Origin of the sequence: Bradyrhizobium sp. BRP19, assembly GCF_020194195.1 — a bacterium.
In the GTDB taxonomy this organism is placed as follows: domain Bacteria; phylum Pseudomonadota; class Alphaproteobacteria; order Rhizobiales; family Xanthobacteraceae; genus Bradyrhizobium; species Bradyrhizobium yuanmingense.
Map to the genome: position 1 here is coordinate 41,193 of NZ_JADYVZ010000012.1, position 18,064 is coordinate 59,256.

Consider the following 18,064-nt stretch of genomic DNA (forward strand, 5'->3'; position numbering starts at 1 on the left):
GAATAAGCGGAGTTGGCGACGGGGCGATGCGGCGGATCGGGGGACGGGACATCGTTGCGGCAATCCTGATCGCGCTCCTTGCGGGCGCGATCTTCACGTCCCCGCCGCTGCAGACACTGCAACGCCTCTCGCTCGACATCCTCACCGCACTGCGTGGGAAGGTTGTCGGCGAGCGCCGCGATCCCGCGACGTCGCCGGTCGTCGTCGTGGCGATCGACGGCGAAACCTACGAGACCCCGCCCTTCAAGGGATCGCCGACGCAGACCTGGACGCGCGAGATCGGCCGGGTGCTCGGCAGTATCAGCGACGGCGGCGCCAAGGTGATCGGCTTCGACGTCATCTTCAAGAACTCGATCGAGCAATCCGAGATTCCCTTTGGCGACGCGCCGCTCGGCGCCCGGATGCGCGGATTTGACCGGGACTATCTGATCGCGCTGCGGCAGATCTCCGACAACGGCAAGCTCGTGCTCGGCGAGATCCTGAGCAACGACCATCCGGAAATGCCCTACCGTGCGCAGCGGCTGGCGGTGCGAAACAACGTCCGCGCGCTCAATGTCCACACCGACGCCGACGATGTCATCCGGCGGATGCCGCTCAGCTTCTCGATCGAGGGCAAGCCGGTGCCCACAATGGCGGCCGAGCTCGCCGCCCGCGCGCTCGGCGCGAAGGTCGAGATGGCGCCATCCGGCGCGGCTGGGCTGTCCGGCTACGCAATCCCGAGCACTGTACCGAACACGCTGACGCTCAACTTCCGCGACCTCAGCCGCGACGTTCCGACCTTCTCCTTTGCCGATCTGCGCGCCTGCGTCGAGAAAGGCGACCGCGATTTCTTCCGGCGCGCCTTCGAGGGCAAGGTCGTGCTGCTCGGGACCGTCCTCAACTTCGAGGACCGCAAGCTCACCTCGATGCGCTTGTCCGGCGGCTATGACGGAACGCCGTCGGCGCGATGTGCCCTGCCCGCGGCTGCCGGCACCGCGCAAGAGGCCCGCAGCGACGTCGCCGGTGTGTTCGTGCACGCCGCTGCGGTCCGAAACCTGATCGAGCGCGATGCCGTGACCGAGCTCGGCTTTCCCTCGCGCGCCCTTCTCACGATCGCGTTCGCGGCCGTCATCGCCTGCGCGGCCGGCGTGTTTGCGCCGAGCGGCGCCCTGATCGCCTGGCTCGGTCTCACGATCGCCTACGCGGTCGCTGCCGTCGGCGCATTCGTCCATGCCTTGGCGCTGCCGCTGACCGAGCCGGCGCTCGCCAGCCTTGCCGCGCTCGCGATCATGATCGGCTATCGCTTCGTGCTGGCCGACCGCGACGAGCGCTTCCTGCGCAAGAGCTTTGCCTTTTACCTTGCGCCCGAGGTGATCGAGACCATGGTTGCCTCCGGCAAGATGCCGGCGCTCGGCGGCGAGATGCGCAACGTCACCATGTTCTTCTCCGACCTCAGCGGTTTCTCGTCGATCGCCGAGACGATGACGCCGGTCGAGCTGGTGACGCTGATGAACGAATATCTGTCCGCCATGACCGACATCATCGAAGGCCATGGCGGTTACGTCGACAAATATATCGGCGATTCCATCGTCGCCATGTTCGGCGCCCCGGCCGACGATCCCGCCCACGCGCGCAATGCGGTGCGGGCCGCGCTGAAGTGCCACGAGAGGCTGGCCGAGCTCAATGAAGGCCATCCTGCCTTCGCCGGTCACGGCCTGTCGCACCGTATCGGGCTCAACAGCGGCGAAGCCGTGGTCGGCAATATCGGCTCGCGCCGCCGCTTCAACTACACCGTGATGAGCGACACCGTGAACGTCGCCTCGCGGCTCGAAGGCGCCAACAAATATTACGGCACCGCGATCATGGCCTCGGAAACCACGATGGCGCAGACCGGCGATAGCTTCGCCTGGCGCGAGCTCGATGCGATCAGGGTGCAGGGCCGCGGCGAGGCGATCAGGGTGTTCGAGCCGCTGGCGGAAACCGGCGCGGAAAGCGCCGAGCAGGCCAAGGTCGCCGCAGCCTATGCGGAAGGGCTGGCGTGCTGGCGGGCACGGGAGTTTGCCAAGGCGGCCGGTGCGTTCGACGGCGTCGCGAAGATCGATCCTGCGTCAGCCCGGTTCGCCAAACGTGCGAACGTACTGACGCAGACTCCGCCGCCGCCGGACTGGACACCGGTCAATACGCTGGAAGGAAAGTAGTGGCTTTTTACCCTCCCCTGGAGGGCCCTCCAGGGGAGGGTTAGATCGCCTAAAACGGCAGCCCCGTATAATTCTCCGCAAGCAGACGCTGCGCCGTCTCGGACGAGAGCAGGTAGTCGAGCTCCGTCTGCTGCAGACGATCCTCATATTCGATCCGGTCGGGGAAGCGGTGCAGCATCATCGTCATCCACCAGGAGAAGCGTTGTGCCTTCCAGATTCGCGCGAGCGCCTTGGCGGAATAGCCCTTGAGACCGGCATCGTCGCCGCTCTGATAATGCGCGAGCAGCGCGTGATAAAGATAGTAGATGTCGGACGCGGCGCTGTTCAATCCGCGCGCACCGGTCGGCGGCACGATGTGCGCGGCATCGCCGGCGAGGAACAGGCGGCCATAGCTCATCGGCTCGGCGACGAAGCTGCGCAAGGGCGCGATGCTCTTCTCGATCGACGGACCCGTGATCAGACGGCCGGCGACCTCGTCCGGCAGGCGGCGCTTCAGCTCGGCCCAGAACGCGTCGTCGCTCCAATCCTCCACCTTGTCGGTCAAAGGCACCTGGATGTAGTAGCGGCTCAGCACCTGCGAGCGCAGCGAGCACAGCGCAAAGCCGCGCTCGTGCTTCACGTAGATCAGCTCGGGCGATACCGGTTTCGTGCGCGACAGCACGCCGAGCCAGCCGAACGGATAGACCTTCTCATATTCGCGCAGCACGTCCTTCGGGATCGACTTGCGGCTCACGCCATGGAAGCCGTCGGCGCCGACGATGTAGTCGCAATCGACGCGGAGCGTCTGCCCATTCGAGCGATACGTCACGTAGGGCCGATCCGACGTCAGATCGTGCGGCGTGACGTCCTCGGCATTGTGCACGACCTTGCCGCCGATCCGGTCGCGTGCCTCGTAGAGGTCGCGCGTCAACTCGGTCTGGCCGTAGACCAGGACCGAATTGCCGCCGGAATGCTTGTGCAGGTCGATGTGGGAGAGCACGCCGTCATGGGCGATCTCGAACCCGTTGTGGATCTCGCCCTCGCGGTCCATCCGCTCGCCGCATTGCGCCTCGCGCATCAGCTTCGCAAAGCCGTGCTCGAGCACGCCGGCGCGGATCCGTGCCAGCACGTGGTCGCGGCTGTATTTCTCCAGCACGATGGTGTCGATGCCCTTGAGGTGCAGGAGCTGGGACAGCAACAGCCCGGACGGCCCGCCGCCGATGATACAGACCTGAACTTTCATTTTTGCGTCCTCCCGTCGGCATTTTTTTGCATACGTTAAGGCGCAAGCCGATGGAGGGTTTCGCCTTTGTCTTGTACTATTCGAACATGAGAAGCGCGGCCCCCGCCCCGGCCATCCGGGTCTACAATCTGTTCGGCGAGTCCGGCGATCTGCCCGATGTCGTGCATTGCGAGACGATCGCCTCGCGTTCGGTGCTGCACGACTGGACGCTGGCCGTGCACCGCCATGCCCGGCTGCACCAGGTGCTGCTGATCGAGCGCGGCGGCGGCGAGGCGACGCTCGACGGGCGCGTGGTGCCGCTGAGGCCAATGCAGATCGTCAACGTGCCGGTCGGCCACGTCCACGGCTTCCGCTTCGTGCCCGATACGCAAGGGTGGGTTTTGACCATCGCCGCGGAGATCCTCGACGAAGCGCTGCTCGCCGCCGAGGGCCTGCGCGGTGCGCTGTCGCGGTCGGCCGTGGTGCGCGGCACGCCGCAGATCCGCGCCACGATGAAGCAGATCTTCGCCGAGCACGCCGCGCGCGACTTCGGCCGCGCGCATGTGCTCCGCGCCTTGTCGTCGGCCATGATCGGGCTCGTGGCCCGCGCGCTCACGGGCGAGAGCGGCGGCAACGGCACCGCGGAAAGCGGGTTGTTCCGCCGCTTCGAGGCGCTGCTGGAGCAGCATCATCTGGAGCGCTGGAGCGTCGCCGACTATGCCGAGGCGCTGTCGGTGACACCGACGCATCTCAACCGGATCACGCGGGCGGCGACCGGCGACACCGCCTCGCATCTGATCCTCAACCGACTGATCCGGGAGGCGCGGCGCAACCTCGTCTACACCAACCTGCCGGTCTCGACCATCGCCTACGCCCTCGGCTTCGAGGACCCCGCCTATTTCAGCCGGGTCTACGCCGCCGCCACGGGGGTCTCACCGCGCGCCTTTCGCGCCCGGCTCCATGGCGGCGAAGGCTGAACCACCGGACAAAGGATCAGGGCACGTCTGATCGACGCGCCCCGGATCCGCGATGTCTCTCGTTGCCACTTACCTTCGTATATAGCGCCCCATCCTTTGGATAGAGGCGCTTTACCTCCGTACAATTGAGCGGGGCACGCCCTCGCCCTAGCGTAACGGCATTCGGCGCCCTGGCGCTGGTGGCATGGAACCTCCCTAACCTCGGCGCAAGGCGGCCAACCCTGTCCGGTCGTCTGCGCCGCCTTTTCAGCAAAGCCATCGGCGCCTTCAGTTATTCCCGCCGATACGCCGCGCCATTTCGGCTGGACGGTCGGCTTTCGTGCCGAACCCGGGGAGTTGTGCATAATGTCTTCGCTTGGGAAGAGCGCGCTCTTTATCGACGGCTCCAATTTCCATGCCACCGCCAAGGCGCTCGGCTTCGAGATCGACTACAGACGCCTGCTCAGTGAATTTCAAAGCCGAGCTACGATGTTACGGGCCTTCTACTACACGACCATCATCGAGGATCAGGAATATTCGTCGATCCGCCCCTTGATCGATTGGCTCGACTACAACGGCTTCACCGTCGTCACCAAACTCGCCAAGGAGTTCGTCGACCCCGCTACCGGCCGCCGCAAGGTGAAGGGCAGCATGGATGTGGACCTCGCCGTAAGCGCGATGGAGCTTGCCCAGCACGTCGATCAGATCGTGTTGTGCTCGGGCGATGGGGATTTCCGTTCGCTGGTCGAAGCCTTGCAACGCCGCGGCGTCCGCGTGACCGTCGTCTCCACACTCTCCACTCAGCCGCCCATGATCGCCGACGACCTGCGCCGGCAGGCGGACATGTTCATCGATCTGGTGGAGTTGAAGCCAAAAGTGGGGCGCGATCCACCCGATCGACCGGTATCGCGCGAAATGCGGCAGCCACCGCAATTCCTCGCGCGCGGAACCATCAGGCGCGACGACCGGGTGGAATGATCGAAGGACGCCGGCCCGACACCTCACACGTCGAAGAACACCGTCTCCTCCGGCCCCTGCAGATTGATCGTGAAGGAATACACGACCTTGCCGGCGCGCTCGCTGCGGGTTGCGATCAATGTCTTGCGGCGCACCGGCTGCTCGATCAGGTTGAGCACGGGATCGGCGGCGTTGGCCGCCTCTTCGTCCGAGAAATAGAGCCGCGTGTTGAGGCCGATATTGATGCCGCGCGCGACGATCCAGACGTTGACGTGCGGCGCGCATTTGCGCCCCGTCCTGTCGGTGATCGCACCCGGCTTGATGGTCTCGAAAGTGACGAGGCCGCTGTCGAAGTCGGAGCCGGCGCGGCCCCAGCCGCGAAACTCGTCATCCGGCGCGCCGGCGGAGCGATCGGCGGGGTGGTTGTAGCGGCCGGCCGCATTCGCCTGCCAGATCTCCAGCAGCACGTCGCGCAGCGGCGTGCCGGTGCCGTCGAGCACCTTGCCCTCCAGCGTGATGCGCTCGCCTTTGGTGTTCGGGCTCACCAGCACGTTGGAGAAGTTCTTCTCGAAGATGTCGAAGCCGGCCATGGCCGGGATCAGGCCGATATGTACGTAGGGCCCGGCGGTCTGCGAGGCGGTTTCCTTGAGATAATTGAGCGGTTGCGGCATGGGCGTTAGTTCCCCGCGGTGCGATTTTCGAAATAGGTGGAGCGCTGGCCGCGCAGCACGATGTCGAAGCGGTAGGCGAGCGAGTCGAACGGCGTCGAGGCGTTGAGGTCGAGCGGCGCCACGAGGCGGTCGAGCGCGTCCTTGTCCGGGATCGTCGTCAGGATCGGGCAGACCGGGATCAGCGGATCGCCTTCGAAATACATCTGCGTGATCAGCCGCTGCGCAAAGCCCGAGCCGAACACCGAGAAGTGGATATGGGCGGGGCGCCAGCTGTTGACGTAGTTGCGCCAGGGATAGGGGCCCGGCTTCACGGTGCGGAAGTAATAGTAGCCGGTGTCGTCGGTGAGCGCGCGGCCGCAACCGCCGAAATTCGGATCGATCGGCGCCAGATAGGTGTCCTTCTTGTGCCGGTAGCGGCCGCCGGCATTGGCCTGCCAGAACTCGACCAGCGTGTTCGGAACGCCCCGGCCGGTCTCGTCCAGCACGCGGCCGTGGACGATGATGCGCTCGCCGACGGGATCGCCGTCCTTGGCGTAGTTGCGGATCAAATCATTGTCGAGCGGGCCGAGATCGTTGTGGCCGAACACCGGCCCCGTGATCTCCGAGATCGAGTTCTCCAAGGACAGCAGCGACTGGCGCGGCGAGCGCAGCACCGAGGACTTGTAGCCTGGCGCATGCGCCGGCGGATGCATCGCGCGGTCGCGCTGGAAGAAGCCGCCGTCGCCGAGCGGCGGCGTGAAGGGCTCGGGACGGTTGAGGCGGGGATCCCGCAAGGCTGGCGCCTGGGCATTCATCGGCGTTGTCTCTCCCTGGGAGCCCGGGGTCGGGCGGCTTATCGGGAGAGCATGAGCCAGCCTATTCTCAAGATAAATAGATGAATTATAATGAATTGCATGAAGGAAATCGATCATTTGGCCCTCGACGGCCACGCCCTCGAGCTGTTCCTGGCGGTGCTGGAGGAAGGCTCGGTGACGGCGGCAGCGACGCGGCTCGGCCTCACCCAGTCTGCCGTCAGCCACGGGTTGAACAAGCTGCGGCGGATCGCCGGCGATCCGCTGTTCGCCAAGTCCGGCCGTGGCATCGTTGCGACGGCCCATGCGCAGGCACTGGCCGGCAAGGCACGCGCGCTGATCGACGAGATGCGCAGCTTCGCCGGGGGCGTCAGCTTTGAGCCACCCCGCGCACAGCTGTCGTTGACGATCGCGGCCAACGATTTCCAGCGCGACCTGCTGCTGCCGCGGTTCTTCGATCACGTCGCCGCACAAGTGAAGGGCCTGAATTTGCGCGTGATCCCCTCGCAATCGCCCTCGCCCGCGATGCTGCGCGAAAACCGCTGCGACCTCCTGATCACGCCGCTGCCGCCGTCCGGCGTCGACATCGTGCAGAAGCGGCTGCTGAGGGATCACTACGTCTGCTACTACGATCCCAAAGCGCGCGCCGCGCCGGCCAGCCGCAGCGCTTATCTCGCGGCGCGTCACATCACCGTGGTCTATACCGACAATGAGCGGCTCGACTTCGACCGCCGGCTGGCAGCGAACGGGCTCCACCGCGACATCGCGATCTCCGTGCCGAGCTTCTCCGGCGTGCCGTCGTTCCTGCGCGGCTCACAGATGCTGGCGAGCATGCCGAGCCTGCTCGCGTCCGGCGTAATGCGTGGCTTTACGCAAACACCGATCCCGCTGGCGTCGCGCACGAAGACCCTGGCCGAGCTGCCGATGTTCATGGTCTGGCACCAGCGCTACCAGAAGGACCCGGCCCACCGCTGGGTCAGGAGCCAACTCGAGGCCGTCGCGGCGACGGCCGCCACGTTCTGACCTGCCGTTCTCATGCCCTGATAGCAGGCGCCGCGCTCCGCAAGACTGCCCTTCCCAAACCCACTGGTTGCGCAGGGGGAGCCGCGCTAAAATCCTCCCATGACAGTGACTGACATTGCGAACCGGACCTACAATCACAGCTGGCGGCTGGATCCCATTATCCGCAGCCTGCTCGATACCGACTTCTACAAACTATTGATGTTGCAGATGATTCGGGAGGATTACCCGAGTCAGAATGTGACCTTCTCGGTCATCAACCGCTCGCGCCATGTGCGCCTTGCCGAGATCATCGACGAGGGCGAGCTGCGCGCCCAGCTCGACCATGCCCGCACCATCCGCTTCACCAAGAAGGAGCTGATCTGGCTGGCCGGCAACACCTTCTACGGCAAGACCCATATGTTCTCGGCGGATTTCATCCGCTGGCTGGCGGAATTCCGCCTTCCCGAATACGAGCTGCGCAAGGTCGAGGGCCAGTACGAGCTGCATTTTCACGGGCCCTGGACCCACACCACGATGTGGGAGATTCCGGCGCTTGCGATCCTCAACGAGCTGCGTTCGCGTGCGGCCATGAAGGGCCGCGGCCGCTTCGAGCTCGACGTGCTCTACGCCCGCGCCAAGGCCAAGTTGTGGACCAAGGTCGAACGGCTGCGCCAGCTCGAGAACCTGCGGCTCTCCGACTTCGGCACGCGTCGCCGCCACGGCTTCCTCTGGCAGCGCTGGTGCGTCGAGGCGGTGAAGGAAGGCCTCGGCCCCTCCTTCATCGGCACCTCCAACGTGCTTCTCGCGATGGACAACGATCTCGAAGCCATCGGCACCAACGCGCACGAGCTGCCGATGGTGGCCGCCGCGCTCGCCAGAGACGACGAGGAATTGCGCTGGGCGCCCTACCGCATTCTCGACCAGTGGCGTCAGACTTACGGCGGCAACCTCCTGATCGCGCTGCCCGACGCCTTCGGTACCAGGACCTTCCTCCGCGATGCACCGGAATGGGTCGCCGATTGGACCGGCTTCCGCCCCGACAGCGCGCCGCCGATCCAGGCTGGGGAGGAAATCATCGCCTGGTGGCAGAAGCAGGGTCGCAACCCCAAGGACAAGCTGCTCGTCTTCTCCGACGCGATGGACGTCGGCTCGATCGAGGACACCTATCGCCACTTCGCAGGGCGCGTGCGGCTCTCCTTTGGCTGGGGCACCAACCTCACCAACGATTTCGTCGGCTGCACGCCGGACGGCTCGATCAGCCTCGATCCGATCTCGCTGGTCTGCAAGGTCTCATCAGTCGACGGCCGTCCGGCCGTCAAGCTCTCCGACAATCCGGAGAAGGCGACCGGCCTGCCCTCGGAAATCGAGCGTTATCTGCGCGTGTTCGGCGACGCCGGTCGCGTACGCAAGCCGGTGCTGGTGTAGGACACACGTCCACGGAGAGCGTGTAGCGCCCGTCCGCCGCTACGTCGTCATTGCGAAGAGCTCTTGCGACGAAGCAATCCAGAATGATGCCGCGGAGGCAGGCTGGATTGCTTCGCTGCGCTCGCAATGACAAGGCATTGGTTCGCGATATCACATCAGCTCCGATTTCGCGGCATTTGAAACGATCTGCGCGCATCCACGTCACATTACCTTCACCCTCCGTCACAATCCCTCGCACTTTTCAGGTCCAGTTAAGCAACCATCTCGTCTACTTTGCGTTGCAGGCGCAACGCCCCTGCCGGGCGCGTCGATCGACTTGGGGACTGGTGTGTTTCGCAGAACAGCGGCGTCGGCGGAGGGCGGCAACCTCCTTCACGTCATCAAGCTCGTCTCGCCTTTCGTGATGGTCGTCGTGCTGCAGGCGGCGATCGCCGGATTCAGTCTCGAGGTGATGTCGTCGGTCCGCGCCTATGTCGCCGGCGAAGCACTCTGGTCGCGCTCGCAGAAGAACGCGGTCTACTTCCTCAATCTCTATCTGCATTCGGGCGAACCGAGCCAGTTCGCGCAATATCAGGCTTCACTCGCCGTCCCCATCGGCGACGAGTTCGCACGCTGGGCGCTGGAACGCGATCCGGTCGACGTCGAGGCCGCCCGCGTCGGCTTTCTGCAAGGCGGCAACCATCCCGATGACGTCCCGGGACTGATCTGGCTGTTTCGCTATTTCAATCGCGTCAGCTTCCTCCAGGACGCGATCAGGGAATGGGCCGCCACCGATCCCATGCTGCTGGAGCTCAGCGTGTTCGGCGAGGTCATCCGATCCGAGCTGAAGAAAGGTCCCATTCAGGACGACGACCGCCTGCAATTCCTGTCGTCGCGGCTATCGGAGCTCAATGCCCAGTTCACGGTGCACGCCAAGCAATTCTCCACCGTCCTCGGCGAAGGATCCCGGGCGATCAAGCTGACGCTGACGGGCATCAACATCATCACGGCTGCGGCGCTGATCCTGCTCCTGATCTGGCATACGCGGCGCCTGGTGCGGCAACGGCAGACCTTCGAAGACGCCTTGCATGCCGAGAAGGAGCGCCTGGCCTGGCAGGCATCGCATGATTGGTTGACCGGCCTCTCCAACCGCCGCGCCTTCGAGGCGCGCCTGCAAGCCGAACTGGACAATGCCGCGGCGGGTGCGCTCGCCCTCATCCTGCTCGACCTCGACCAGTTCAAGAGCGTCAACGACAGTTGCGGCCACCTCGCCGGCGACCGCCTGCTCTGCCAGGTCTCGCGCCTGCTGCAGCAGGACCGGCATGCGCATGATCTGGTGGCCCGGCTCGGCGGCGACGAATTCGGCCTGATCCTGCCGCGATGCTCGCCCTTCGATGCCGTCGACATCGCCGAGCGTCTGCGCCGGTCGCTGGAGCTGTTCAATTTCGCCTGGGACGACCGTTGCTTTGCCGTGACCGCCAGCATCGGCGTCGCCTGCATCGCCGACGGCAACATCACGCTCGAGGATGCGATGCGACGCGCGGATGCGGCCTGCTACCGCGCCAAGGAAAAGGGCCGCAACCGCGTTCAGGTCGAGAACGGGCGATCGGACGTTGTCGTCGTTGCGCCACGCCCGCGCGAAGCGGTCGCTGCACGAGGGTAATGGCATCGTCACCGCAGGGGCAGAATTCCAAGTCCTGCGAGATGGGTGTCGACGAATTGTTCGATCTGCTGGCGCAGCATCTGCGACGGCACGGCCACCATGCGCTCCTCGAGGCCGAGCGAGATGATGCCATGCACGGCGGAAAACAGCGTGCGCGACAGCAGCGCAATCTTCACGTCGTCCGCATCCGGCAATAGCCGCACCAGGGGCGGATGCATCAGCGCGAACGCATCCATCACCATCTGGAGGATGTCGTCCGGATAGGGGCGATCGTCCTCCATCCGATGCTCGAACAGGGAACGCAGCAAATTGGCGTGCGCGGCGAAGAAGTCGAGATAAGTCTCGGCGAGCCCATAAAGCTGGCGGACCGGATCCTCGGCGGGAACAGCACGGAGCCGGGCCGTGAGCGCCTGAACCGTTTCCCGGTTCACCGTCAGAATGACCCCGTCGAAGTCGCCAAACTCGTTATAGACGCTGCCGACCGAGCAGCCGGCCGCCTCGGCAACATCCCGAACCTTCAATGATCTCAGCCCCTTAGCTGAGATGATGCCGCGGGCAATTTCGACGATCTGGAGCCGGCGCCGAAATTTTTTCTGGTCGCGCGGCGATTCTTCTTGAACATTGTTCATTTTCAAGCTACTCATGTGAACATTGTTCAATCTAACCCGGAGACCTGGAAAATGCAAACCCTTGCTGTCGATATCGCCACCACCTTCGTCGATGACGCCGCCGCCCTCGTCGCCGGCTTTGGCCGGGCCCTGCTGCGGCTGGCCATGGCCCCGGTCAATCGCATCGCCAACGCCTGCGACGTTGCCGGTGTGCTCGCCGAACGCCGGGCGACTCTTCGGATGTGGCGGGCGAGCCGTGCCCGTGCCCGTCACGAGGGCCGCCGGTTCAGCCTGCTCGGCCGCTTCTCGCCGTTTCGCCACCTCGCCCATCTCACCTGAGGCGCGCACGCGGGTCGGCTCGAATGCAAGCGCCGGCTGCAAGGATGGACTTAACCATGTCCGGACGGGCGTGGCCGATCCGGCGGATTTCGACGATGCGGTTCAGTCTTTCCTTCATCGCCCGGCGCCATATCCGGGCGAGCGAGGCCGCTCCGCCCGGCCTCGACCGGATATTTGCGAACCTAACGATGCCGATTGGAGACCAACAGGATCGGAGGAACCGAGGGGACAGAGCAGGCCAGCAACTTCGTTGCCGCGCAATCGTTCGCCCTATGCTTCCGGTCGTGACGTTTCACAGACAACGTAACAACCTCAGTCTGCCTTGCCAAAACAGGACCAGTCATGATCAGGGAATTGATGTCGTCACGCCGCTTTGCGCCGCTGTTCTGGGCGCAATTCTTCTCGGCGCTCAATGACAACGTGCTCAAGAATGCGCTCGTCATCATCCTGCTCTACAGCGCGGCAACGAGCCACGGCGATGCGCTGGTGACGGTGGCAGGCGCCGTCTTCATCTTCCCCTACTTCATCCTGTCCGGGCTCGGCGGCCAGCTCGCCGACAAATACGTCAAATCCGTCGTCGCAAGGCGGCTCAAATTCGTCGAGATCTTTGCAGCTTGCTTCGCCGCTGCCGGCTTCTTCCTGCATTCGGTGCCGCTCTTGTTCGCAGCGCTCGCGCTGTTCGGCACCATCGCCGCGCTGTTCGGCCCGGTGAAATACGCGATGCTGCCGGACCAGCTCGAGCTCGGCGAACTCGCGACCGGCAACGCGCTGGTCGAAGGCGCGACCTTCATGGCGATCCTGCTCGGCACCGTCGCCGGCGGCCAGTTCGTCGCCGGCTCCGCGCATATGGGCTGGGTCGCATCCGCCGTGGTCGTGCTGGCCGTGTTGTCCTGGGCGTTCGCGTCCCGCATTCCGCAGACGACGCCCTCCGCGCCTGAGCTGCCCATCGACGCCAATCCCTGGACCTCGACGGTGAGCCTGCTCAGGACGCTTCGTGCCGACCATCTCCTCTGGGACGGCACCGTGATCGTCTCCTGGTTCTGGCTGGTCGGCGCCATCGTGCTGTCGCTGCTGCCGGCGCTGATCAAGGACGTCGTCGGCGGCACCGAGGGCGTCGTGACGCTGTGCCTTGCCATCTTCGCGATCGGCATCGCGATCGGCTCGCTGTTTGCCGCCAGCCTCAGCCACGTTCGCCCGAACCTCGCGCTGGTGCCGATCGGCGCCATCATCATGGGCTTTGCCGGCCTCGATCTCGCCTGGGCCATCGGCGTCACCGCAAAGGGGCACGAGATCACCGCGCTCGGCTTCGCGACTTCGTTCGGTGGCCTGCGCATGCTGGCCGACTTCGTCGCCTTCGCCTTCGGCGGCGGCCTGTTCGTCGTTCCGTCCTTTGCCGCGGTCCAGGCCTGGTCGCAACCTTCCGAGCGCGCCCGCATCATCGCCGCCGGCAACGTGCTGCAGGCCGCCTTCATGGTGGTCGGCTCGCTGTTCGTCGCGCTGTTGCAGGCGGCAGGTCTGCATATCGGCTGGATCTTCTTCGGCCTCGGCGTCGCCAGCTTCGGCGCGGTGTGGTTCGTGCTGACCAAGTGGGGCAAGGAAGGCGTGCGCGATGCTGGCGGGCTTCTGTTCCGCGCCCTGTTCCGTACCGAGGTGCGCGGGCTGGAAAACCTGCCGCCTCCCGGCACGCGCATGCTGATCGCGCCGAACCATGTCAGCCTGATCGACGGCCCGCTGCTGCACGCCGTGCTGCCGATCGACGCGAGCTTTGCGGTCGACACCGGCATCGCCAAGGCCTGGTGGGCCAAGCCGTTCCTGCGCGCGATCAAGCACTACACTATGGACCCGACCAAGCCGCTGGCTGCGCGCGACCTGATCAAGCTGGTGGCGGCGGGCGAGCCTGTCGTGATCTTCCCTGAGGGACGCATCACCGTCTCCGGCTCGCTGATGAAGGTGTATGACGGCACCGCGATGATCGCGGACAAGGCCGACGCCGTGGTCGTGCCGGTCCGGATCGAAGGTGCGCAGCGCTCCTATCTCAGCTATCTCAACTCCAGCCAGATCAAGCGGTCCTGGTTTCCGCGCGTGACGGTGACGATCCTACCGCCGGTCAAGCTTCCGGTCGACGAAACGCTGAAGGGCAAGGCCCGCCGCAACGCCGCCGGCGCCGCGCTGCAGGACGTCATGATCGACGCCCTCGTCAAGAACGCCATGCTCGATCACACGCTGTTCGAAGCCCTCGGACACGCCTATCGCGACCGCGACACCGGCAAGGTCATCATCGAGGACGCGCTCGGCACCAAGCTGACTTATCGCAAGCTGATCCTCGGCGCGCAGGTCCTGAGCCGCAAGCTCGAGAACGGCACCGCAACCGGCGAGAATGTCGGCGTGCTGCTGCCGAACTCCGCGGGCGTCGCCGTCGTCTTCATGGCGCTGCAGAACAGCGGCCGGGTGCCGGCGATGCTCAATTTCTCGGCCGGTCCGGTCAACGTGCTCGCCGCCATGAAGGCCGCGCAGGTCAAGACCGTGCTGACGTCGAAGGCCTTCATCGAGAAAGGCAAGCTCGACAAGCTGATGACTGCGATCTCCGCGGAGGCACGCGTCGTCTATCTCGAGGACGTCCGCGCCTCGATCGGCATCGCCGACAAGATCAAGGGCCTGCTCGCGGGCACGACGCCGCGCGTGCCCCGCCAGGCCAACGATCCCGCCGTCGTGCTGTTCACGTCGGGCTCGGAAGGTACGCCCAAGGGCGTGGTGCTGTCCCACCGCAACATCCTCGCCAACGCGGCGCAGGCGCTGGCGCGGGTCGATGCCAATGCCAACGACAAGGTGTTCAACGTGTTGCCGGTGTTCCACTCGTTTGGACTCACGGGCGGAATGATGATGCCGATGCTGGCGGGCATTCCGATCTACATGTATCCCTCGCCGCTGCACTACCGGATCGTGCCCGAGCTGATCTACCAGACCGGCGCTACGATCCTGTTCGGCACGGATACGTTCCTGACCGGCTATGCGCGCTCGGCGCACGCTTACGACTTCCGCACCCTGCGCCTCGTCATCGCCGGCGCCGAGGCGGTCAAGGACCGCACGCGGCAGGTCTTCATGGAGCGCTACGGCATTCGCATCCTCGAAGGCTATGGCGTCACCGAGACGGCGCCGGTGCTGGCGATGAACACGCCGATGGCCAACCGCCCCGGCACCGTCGGCCGTCTCTCGCCGCTGATGGAAAGCCGCCTCGATCCGGTCCCCGGCATTGAGGAAGGCGGACGCCTCTCGGTGCGCGGCCCGAACGTGATGCTCGGCTACCTCAGGGCCGAAAATCCCGGCGTGCTCGAAAAGCTCCCCGACGGCTGGCACGACACCGGCGACATCGTTTCGATCGACCCGGCCGGCTTCATCACCATCAAGGGCCGCGCCAAGCGCTTTGCCAAGATCGCGGGCGAAATGGTCTCGCTGTCGGCGGTCGAAGCCATCGCGGCGGCGCTATGGCCGCAGGCGGCATCCGTCGCCGTGTCGATCCCCGACCAGCGCAAGGGCGAGCGCATCGTGCTGCTGACGACCGAGAAGAATGCCGAGCGCAGCGCGATGCAGGCCCAGGCCAAGGCGATCGGCGCCTCCGAGCTGACCGTGCCCGCTGCGATCATGGTGGTCGACAAGGTGCCGCTGCTCGGCACCGGCAAGACCGACTATGTCACGGCCACGACGATGGCCCGCGAGCAGGGATCCCCGCCCGAGCGCGAGGTGGCGTAAGAGGTTGCGAGACGGGCGGCGCGGGGTCACGCCGCCGTCCGCCGCTCCTGCGCATAGCGCACCAGCGCGGCGAAGCGATAGATGCCGTGCATGAACTTGCCGTAGGGCATGGTGATGAACAACGCGAACACGGCGCCGAGATGCAGCGCGAGCAGCGGTCCCATCGCGGCGGTCTCGCGCAGCACCAGCAGCAGCATTCCGGTGAGGCCGGTCAGGAACAGCATGGCGATGAAGCCGACGTCCATGCCGTAGCTGTATTCGTCGAGCAGCGCGGGATCGCGCCGCATCTTGGCGGCGAACAGGCCGATGGGCCCGACGATCAGGCCGATGCCGCCGAGCGTGCCGAGCACCACGGGCAGGTCCCACCACGGATACGGCGCCTCGCGGCCGAGCAGATAGTGATAGAGCGTCGCGACCGACGTCGCTGCGAAGCACAGGATGAAGCCGTAGAAGGTCAGGTGATGATAGAGCTTGCGCCGGTCGGTCGGCTTGTCGTCCTCGTTGTAGCAGCCGACGCCACCGCCATGGAGATAGCGCAGCTCGCCGGCGTCGCGGATCGCCTGAAAGATCGAGCCGCCATTGGCGCGGCCGCCGATCGGTGTGCCGATGTCGCGCCAGAAGGCACGCACGCTCATGACGAGTGCGAGGATCGCGTAGAGGAATGCGGCGCCAAACAGCGCGACCATCGCGTTGTGCGGCATCAGCTTGTAGAAGGCGCCGGGCCCGGTGTGCACGCCGAACAACACGCCGCGGTCATTCAAGGCGGCAAAGCCGAGAATGAAGATCGCCATGCTGAGCGCGGCGGTGATGCTGATGACGAGGCCGTTGCGCGCGAAGGCGCCGGATAGCGGCCGCGGCCAGGCATAGGCCGCATAGGACTCCGCGCGCGCAACCGCCAACGTCTTCGGGACGTTGACGTTGAATTCGTGCGGCGGCGAGAACTGGCAGTCGACGTAGCAGGCGCCGCAGGAATGGCAGAGATTGGCGAGATAGTTGAGATCGCCGTCGGAGAAGGCGCGCCGCATCTCCATGGCCGGAAACACCGCGCACAGGCCCTCGCAATAGCGGCAGGAATTGCAGACCGTCATCAGACGGTCGGCTTCGTCGAGAGTCCTAGTTCCGTGCATGTTTCGCCGCTTCCCGTCCTGCGATCCGCCCGAACACGCTGCCGATCGTCATGCCCATGCCGGCCGCATAGCCCTTGCCGAGCACATTGCCGGCCATGATCTCGCCGGCCGCGAACATGTTGGCGGACGGCTTGCCGTCCTTCATCAGCATTCGCGCCTCCTTGTTCACGCGCGTGCCGAGGTAGGTGAAGGTGATGCCGGGCCGCACCGGATAAGCGAGAAAAGGCGGCGTCTCGATCCGGCGCGCCCAATGCGTCTTGGGCGGCGTGATGCCCTCCGTCACGCAATCATCCAGAATGGTGTGGTCGAAGGTCCCGGGCCGCACCGCGGCGTTGAACTCGGTGATGGTCTGTTCCAGCGCGGCCGGATCGAGCGCGAGCTTGCCGGCGAGCTCCGCGATCGTCTGCCCGGCGATCGGCGGAAACAACGTCGGCATGAAGCTGGTCACGACGGTGGAATCGAAGATGATGTAGGCGATCTGGTCGGGCTGCGCCGCGACCAGCCGGCCCCAGATCGCGTAGCGCTTCGGCCAGATGTCCTCGCCCTCGTCGTAGAATCGCTGCGCGTGCTTGTTGACGACGATGCCGAACACGACCGAGTCGTGTCGCGTGATGATGCCGCCGTCGAATTTCGGCGCGCGGGCATCGATCGCGACCGCATGACACTGCGTGGGATCGCCGACCTCCTGCACGCCCTTGTCGAGCAGCATCTTCAGGATCGAGCCGCGGTTATAGGGCGTGCCGCGGATCAGGAAGTTGTCGGCCGCCTCGCCCCAGTATTGCTTCAGCCATTCGATGTTGGCCTCGAACCCGCCCGCAGCGGCGACCAATGAAGTCGCGCGGATCTCGCTCTCGCCCTTGACCGGCCGCTTGAGGCGCGCGGCGAGGAACATGCCGTCCTCGATCACGAGATCGATCACCTCGGCGTCGTATTCGACGGCGACGCCGAGCCGCTCCGCGGTGAGATAAAGCGCGTTCAGCATCGCCCGCCCGCCGCCGAGGAAAAAGGAGTTGGTGCGGCCGAGGCTCAGCGTGCCGCCGAGCGAGGGCTGCCAGCGCACGCCCTGCTCCACGATCCAGTTCAGGATGTCCTTGGATTCGCGGATCATATGTCGGGCGAGCACCTCGTCGGTCTGCCCGCCGGTGACGCGCAGCAGATCCTCCCAGAATTCCTCCTCGGTGTAGGGGCCGGTCAGGATTTCGGTCGCCGCGTCATGGGCGCAGCGCATGTTGCGGGTGTGGCGGGTGTTGCCGCCGCGATAGAATTTCGGCGCGCCTTCGAGCACGAGCACCGAGGCGCCGCCGCGCCGCGCGCTGATCGCAGCGCACAGGGCGGCGTTGCCGCCGCCGATCACCAGCACGTCGTATTTGCTGCTCATACCGTCCGCCCGACGGCACGCGAGATTGGAGAAATTCTGTCCG

General features: G+C 65.4%; 14 protein-coding genes. 8 read left to right on the forward strand and 6 right to left on the reverse strand.

What is annotated here, in order from left to right:
* Positions 1–26 precede the first annotated feature (26 nt).
* On the forward strand, positions 27–2,177 hold the full coding sequence (locus I6F36_RS28430; RefSeq protein ID WP_225172628.1) for an adenylate/guanylate cyclase domain-containing protein: 2,151 nt from the start codon (positions 27–29) through the stop codon (positions 2,175–2,177).
* 49 nt (positions 2,178–2,226) lie between these two features.
* Here I6F36_RS28430 and pobA read toward each other — a convergent pair whose 3' ends face one another.
* Positions 2,227–3,399: a 4-hydroxybenzoate 3-monooxygenase gene (gene pobA / locus I6F36_RS28435; protein WP_036011339.1), complete on the reverse strand. Its 1,173-nt coding sequence runs from the start codon at positions 3,397–3,399 to the stop codon at positions 2,227–2,229.
* Positions 3,400–3,449: 50 nt separating this feature from the next.
* Between pobA and I6F36_RS28440 the strand changes: the two genes are divergently transcribed.
* Entirely contained in the window at positions 3,450–4,355 is a 906-nt protein-coding gene (locus I6F36_RS28440; protein ID WP_036026589.1) for a helix-turn-helix domain-containing protein, read from the forward strand.
* 345 nt (positions 4,356–4,700) lie between these two features.
* A complete protein-coding gene (locus I6F36_RS28445; RefSeq protein WP_225172629.1) occupies positions 4,701–5,312 on the forward strand; it encodes an NYN domain-containing protein in 612 nt (203 codons plus the stop codon).
* A 23-nt stretch (positions 5,313–5,335) separates the two neighbouring features.
* Here I6F36_RS28445 and pcaG read toward each other — a convergent pair whose 3' ends face one another.
* The gene (gene pcaG, locus I6F36_RS28450) at positions 5,336–5,962 is read right to left on the reverse strand and encodes a protocatechuate 3,4-dioxygenase subunit alpha (protein ID WP_225135058.1); all 627 of its coding nucleotides are present in this window, start codon (positions 5,960–5,962) and stop codon (positions 5,336–5,338) included.
* Between the two features lie 5 nt (positions 5,963–5,967).
* A complete protein-coding gene (pcaH, locus tag I6F36_RS28455) occupies positions 5,968–6,756 on the reverse strand; it encodes a protocatechuate 3,4-dioxygenase subunit beta (protein WP_225142416.1) in 789 nt (262 codons plus the stop codon).
* Between the two features lie 90 nt (positions 6,757–6,846).
* On the opposite strand from pcaH, the gene I6F36_RS28460 reads away from it, so the two are divergent.
* From I6F36_RS28460 to I6F36_RS28470, 3 genes are all read left to right on the forward strand, one after another.
* On the forward strand, positions 6,847–7,776 hold the full coding sequence (locus I6F36_RS28460; RefSeq protein WP_036026598.1) for a LysR family transcriptional regulator: 930 nt from the start codon (positions 6,847–6,849) through the stop codon (positions 7,774–7,776).
* A gap of 99 nt (positions 7,777–7,875) precedes the next feature.
* The gene (pncB, locus tag I6F36_RS28465) at positions 7,876–9,180 is read left to right on the forward strand and encodes a nicotinate phosphoribosyltransferase (RefSeq protein ID WP_036011351.1); all 1,305 of its coding nucleotides are present in this window, start codon (positions 7,876–7,878) and stop codon (positions 9,178–9,180) included.
* A 328-nt stretch (positions 9,181–9,508) separates the two neighbouring features.
* Positions 9,509–10,822 (forward strand): GGDEF domain-containing protein, encoded by a 1,314-nt coding sequence (locus tag I6F36_RS28470; RefSeq protein ID WP_225139044.1) that lies wholly within the window; start codon positions 9,509–9,511, stop codon positions 10,820–10,822.
* 8 nt (positions 10,823–10,830) lie between these two features.
* Here the strand turns inward: I6F36_RS28470 and I6F36_RS28475 are convergent, their stop codons facing one another.
* Positions 10,831–11,451 carry a TetR/AcrR family transcriptional regulator gene (locus tag I6F36_RS28475; RefSeq protein ID WP_193375193.1) on the reverse strand — a complete coding sequence of 207 codons (621 nt, stop codon included), beginning with the start codon at positions 11,449–11,451 and terminating at the stop codon, positions 10,831–10,833.
* Positions 11,452–11,502: 51 nt separating this feature from the next.
* Between I6F36_RS28475 and I6F36_RS39900 the strand changes: the two genes are divergently transcribed.
* Together I6F36_RS39900 and I6F36_RS28480 are read left to right on the forward strand one after the other, a co-directional pair.
* Positions 11,503–11,769 carry a hypothetical protein gene (locus tag I6F36_RS39900; RefSeq protein ID WP_074448103.1) on the forward strand — a complete coding sequence of 89 codons (267 nt, stop codon included), beginning with the start codon at positions 11,503–11,505 and terminating at the stop codon, positions 11,767–11,769.
* Positions 11,770–12,111: 342 nt separating this feature from the next.
* Positions 12,112–15,516, forward strand: a complete 3,405-nt coding sequence (locus tag I6F36_RS28480) for an acyl-[ACP]--phospholipid O-acyltransferase (RefSeq protein WP_225172630.1) — start codon at positions 12,112–12,114, stop codon at positions 15,514–15,516.
* Positions 15,517–15,542: 26 nt separating this feature from the next.
* Here I6F36_RS28480 and tcuB read toward each other — a convergent pair whose 3' ends face one another.
* Both tcuB and tcuA read right to left on the reverse strand, forming a co-directional pair.
* Positions 15,543–16,643: a tricarballylate utilization 4Fe-4S protein TcuB gene (tcuB, locus tag I6F36_RS28485; protein ID WP_225142411.1), complete on the reverse strand. Its 1,101-nt coding sequence runs from the start codon at positions 16,641–16,643 to the stop codon at positions 15,543–15,545.
* Positions 16,630–18,021 (reverse strand): FAD-dependent tricarballylate dehydrogenase TcuA, encoded by a 1,392-nt coding sequence (gene tcuA, locus I6F36_RS28490; protein WP_225142408.1) that lies wholly within the window; start codon positions 18,019–18,021, stop codon positions 16,630–16,632. The genes tcuB and tcuA overlap by 14 nt, the downstream gene beginning before the upstream one ends.
* Positions 18,022–18,064 lie beyond the last annotated feature (43 nt).

What these genes read in the sequence shown, in the direction of transcription:
- I6F36_RS28430 (WP_225172628.1), top strand. Translation starts at nt 27, where the DNA reads ATGCGGCGGATCGGGGGACGGGACATCGTTGCGGCAATCCTGATCGCG.
- pobA (WP_036011339.1), bottom strand. Translation starts at nt 3,399, where the DNA reads ATGAAAGTTCAGGTCTGTATCATCGGCGGCGGGCCGTCCGGGCTGTTG.
- I6F36_RS28440 (WP_036026589.1), top strand. Translation starts at nt 3,450, where the DNA reads ATGGAGGGTTTCGCCTTTGTCTTGTACTATTCGAACATGAGAAGCGCG.
- I6F36_RS28445 (WP_225172629.1), top strand. Translation starts at nt 4,701, where the DNA reads ATGTCTTCGCTTGGGAAGAGCGCGCTCTTTATCGACGGCTCCAATTTC.
- pcaG (WP_225135058.1), bottom strand. Translation starts at nt 5,962, where the DNA reads ATGCCGCAACCGCTCAATTATCTCAAGGAAACCGCCTCGCAGACCGCC.
- pcaH (WP_225142416.1), bottom strand. Translation starts at nt 6,756, where the DNA reads ATGAATGCCCAGGCGCCAGCCTTGCGGGATCCCCGCCTCAACCGTCCC.
- I6F36_RS28460 (WP_036026598.1), top strand. Translation starts at nt 6,847, where the DNA reads ATGAATTGCATGAAGGAAATCGATCATTTGGCCCTCGACGGCCACGCC.
- pncB (WP_036011351.1), top strand. Translation starts at nt 7,876, where the DNA reads ATGACAGTGACTGACATTGCGAACCGGACCTACAATCACAGCTGGCGG.
- I6F36_RS28475 (WP_193375193.1), bottom strand. Translation starts at nt 11,451, where the DNA reads ATGAACAATGTTCAAGAAGAATCGCCGCGCGACCAGAAAAAATTTCGG.
- I6F36_RS39900 (WP_074448103.1), top strand. Translation starts at nt 11,503, where the DNA reads ATGCAAACCCTTGCTGTCGATATCGCCACCACCTTCGTCGATGACGCC.
- I6F36_RS28480 (WP_225172630.1), top strand. Translation starts at nt 12,112, where the DNA reads ATGATCAGGGAATTGATGTCGTCACGCCGCTTTGCGCCGCTGTTCTGG.
- tcuB (WP_225142411.1), bottom strand. Translation starts at nt 16,643, where the DNA reads ATGCACGGAACTAGGACTCTCGACGAAGCCGACCGTCTGATGACGGTC.
- tcuA (WP_225142408.1), bottom strand. Translation starts at nt 18,021, where the DNA reads ATGAGCAGCAAATACGACGTGCTGGTGATCGGCGGCGGCAACGCCGCC.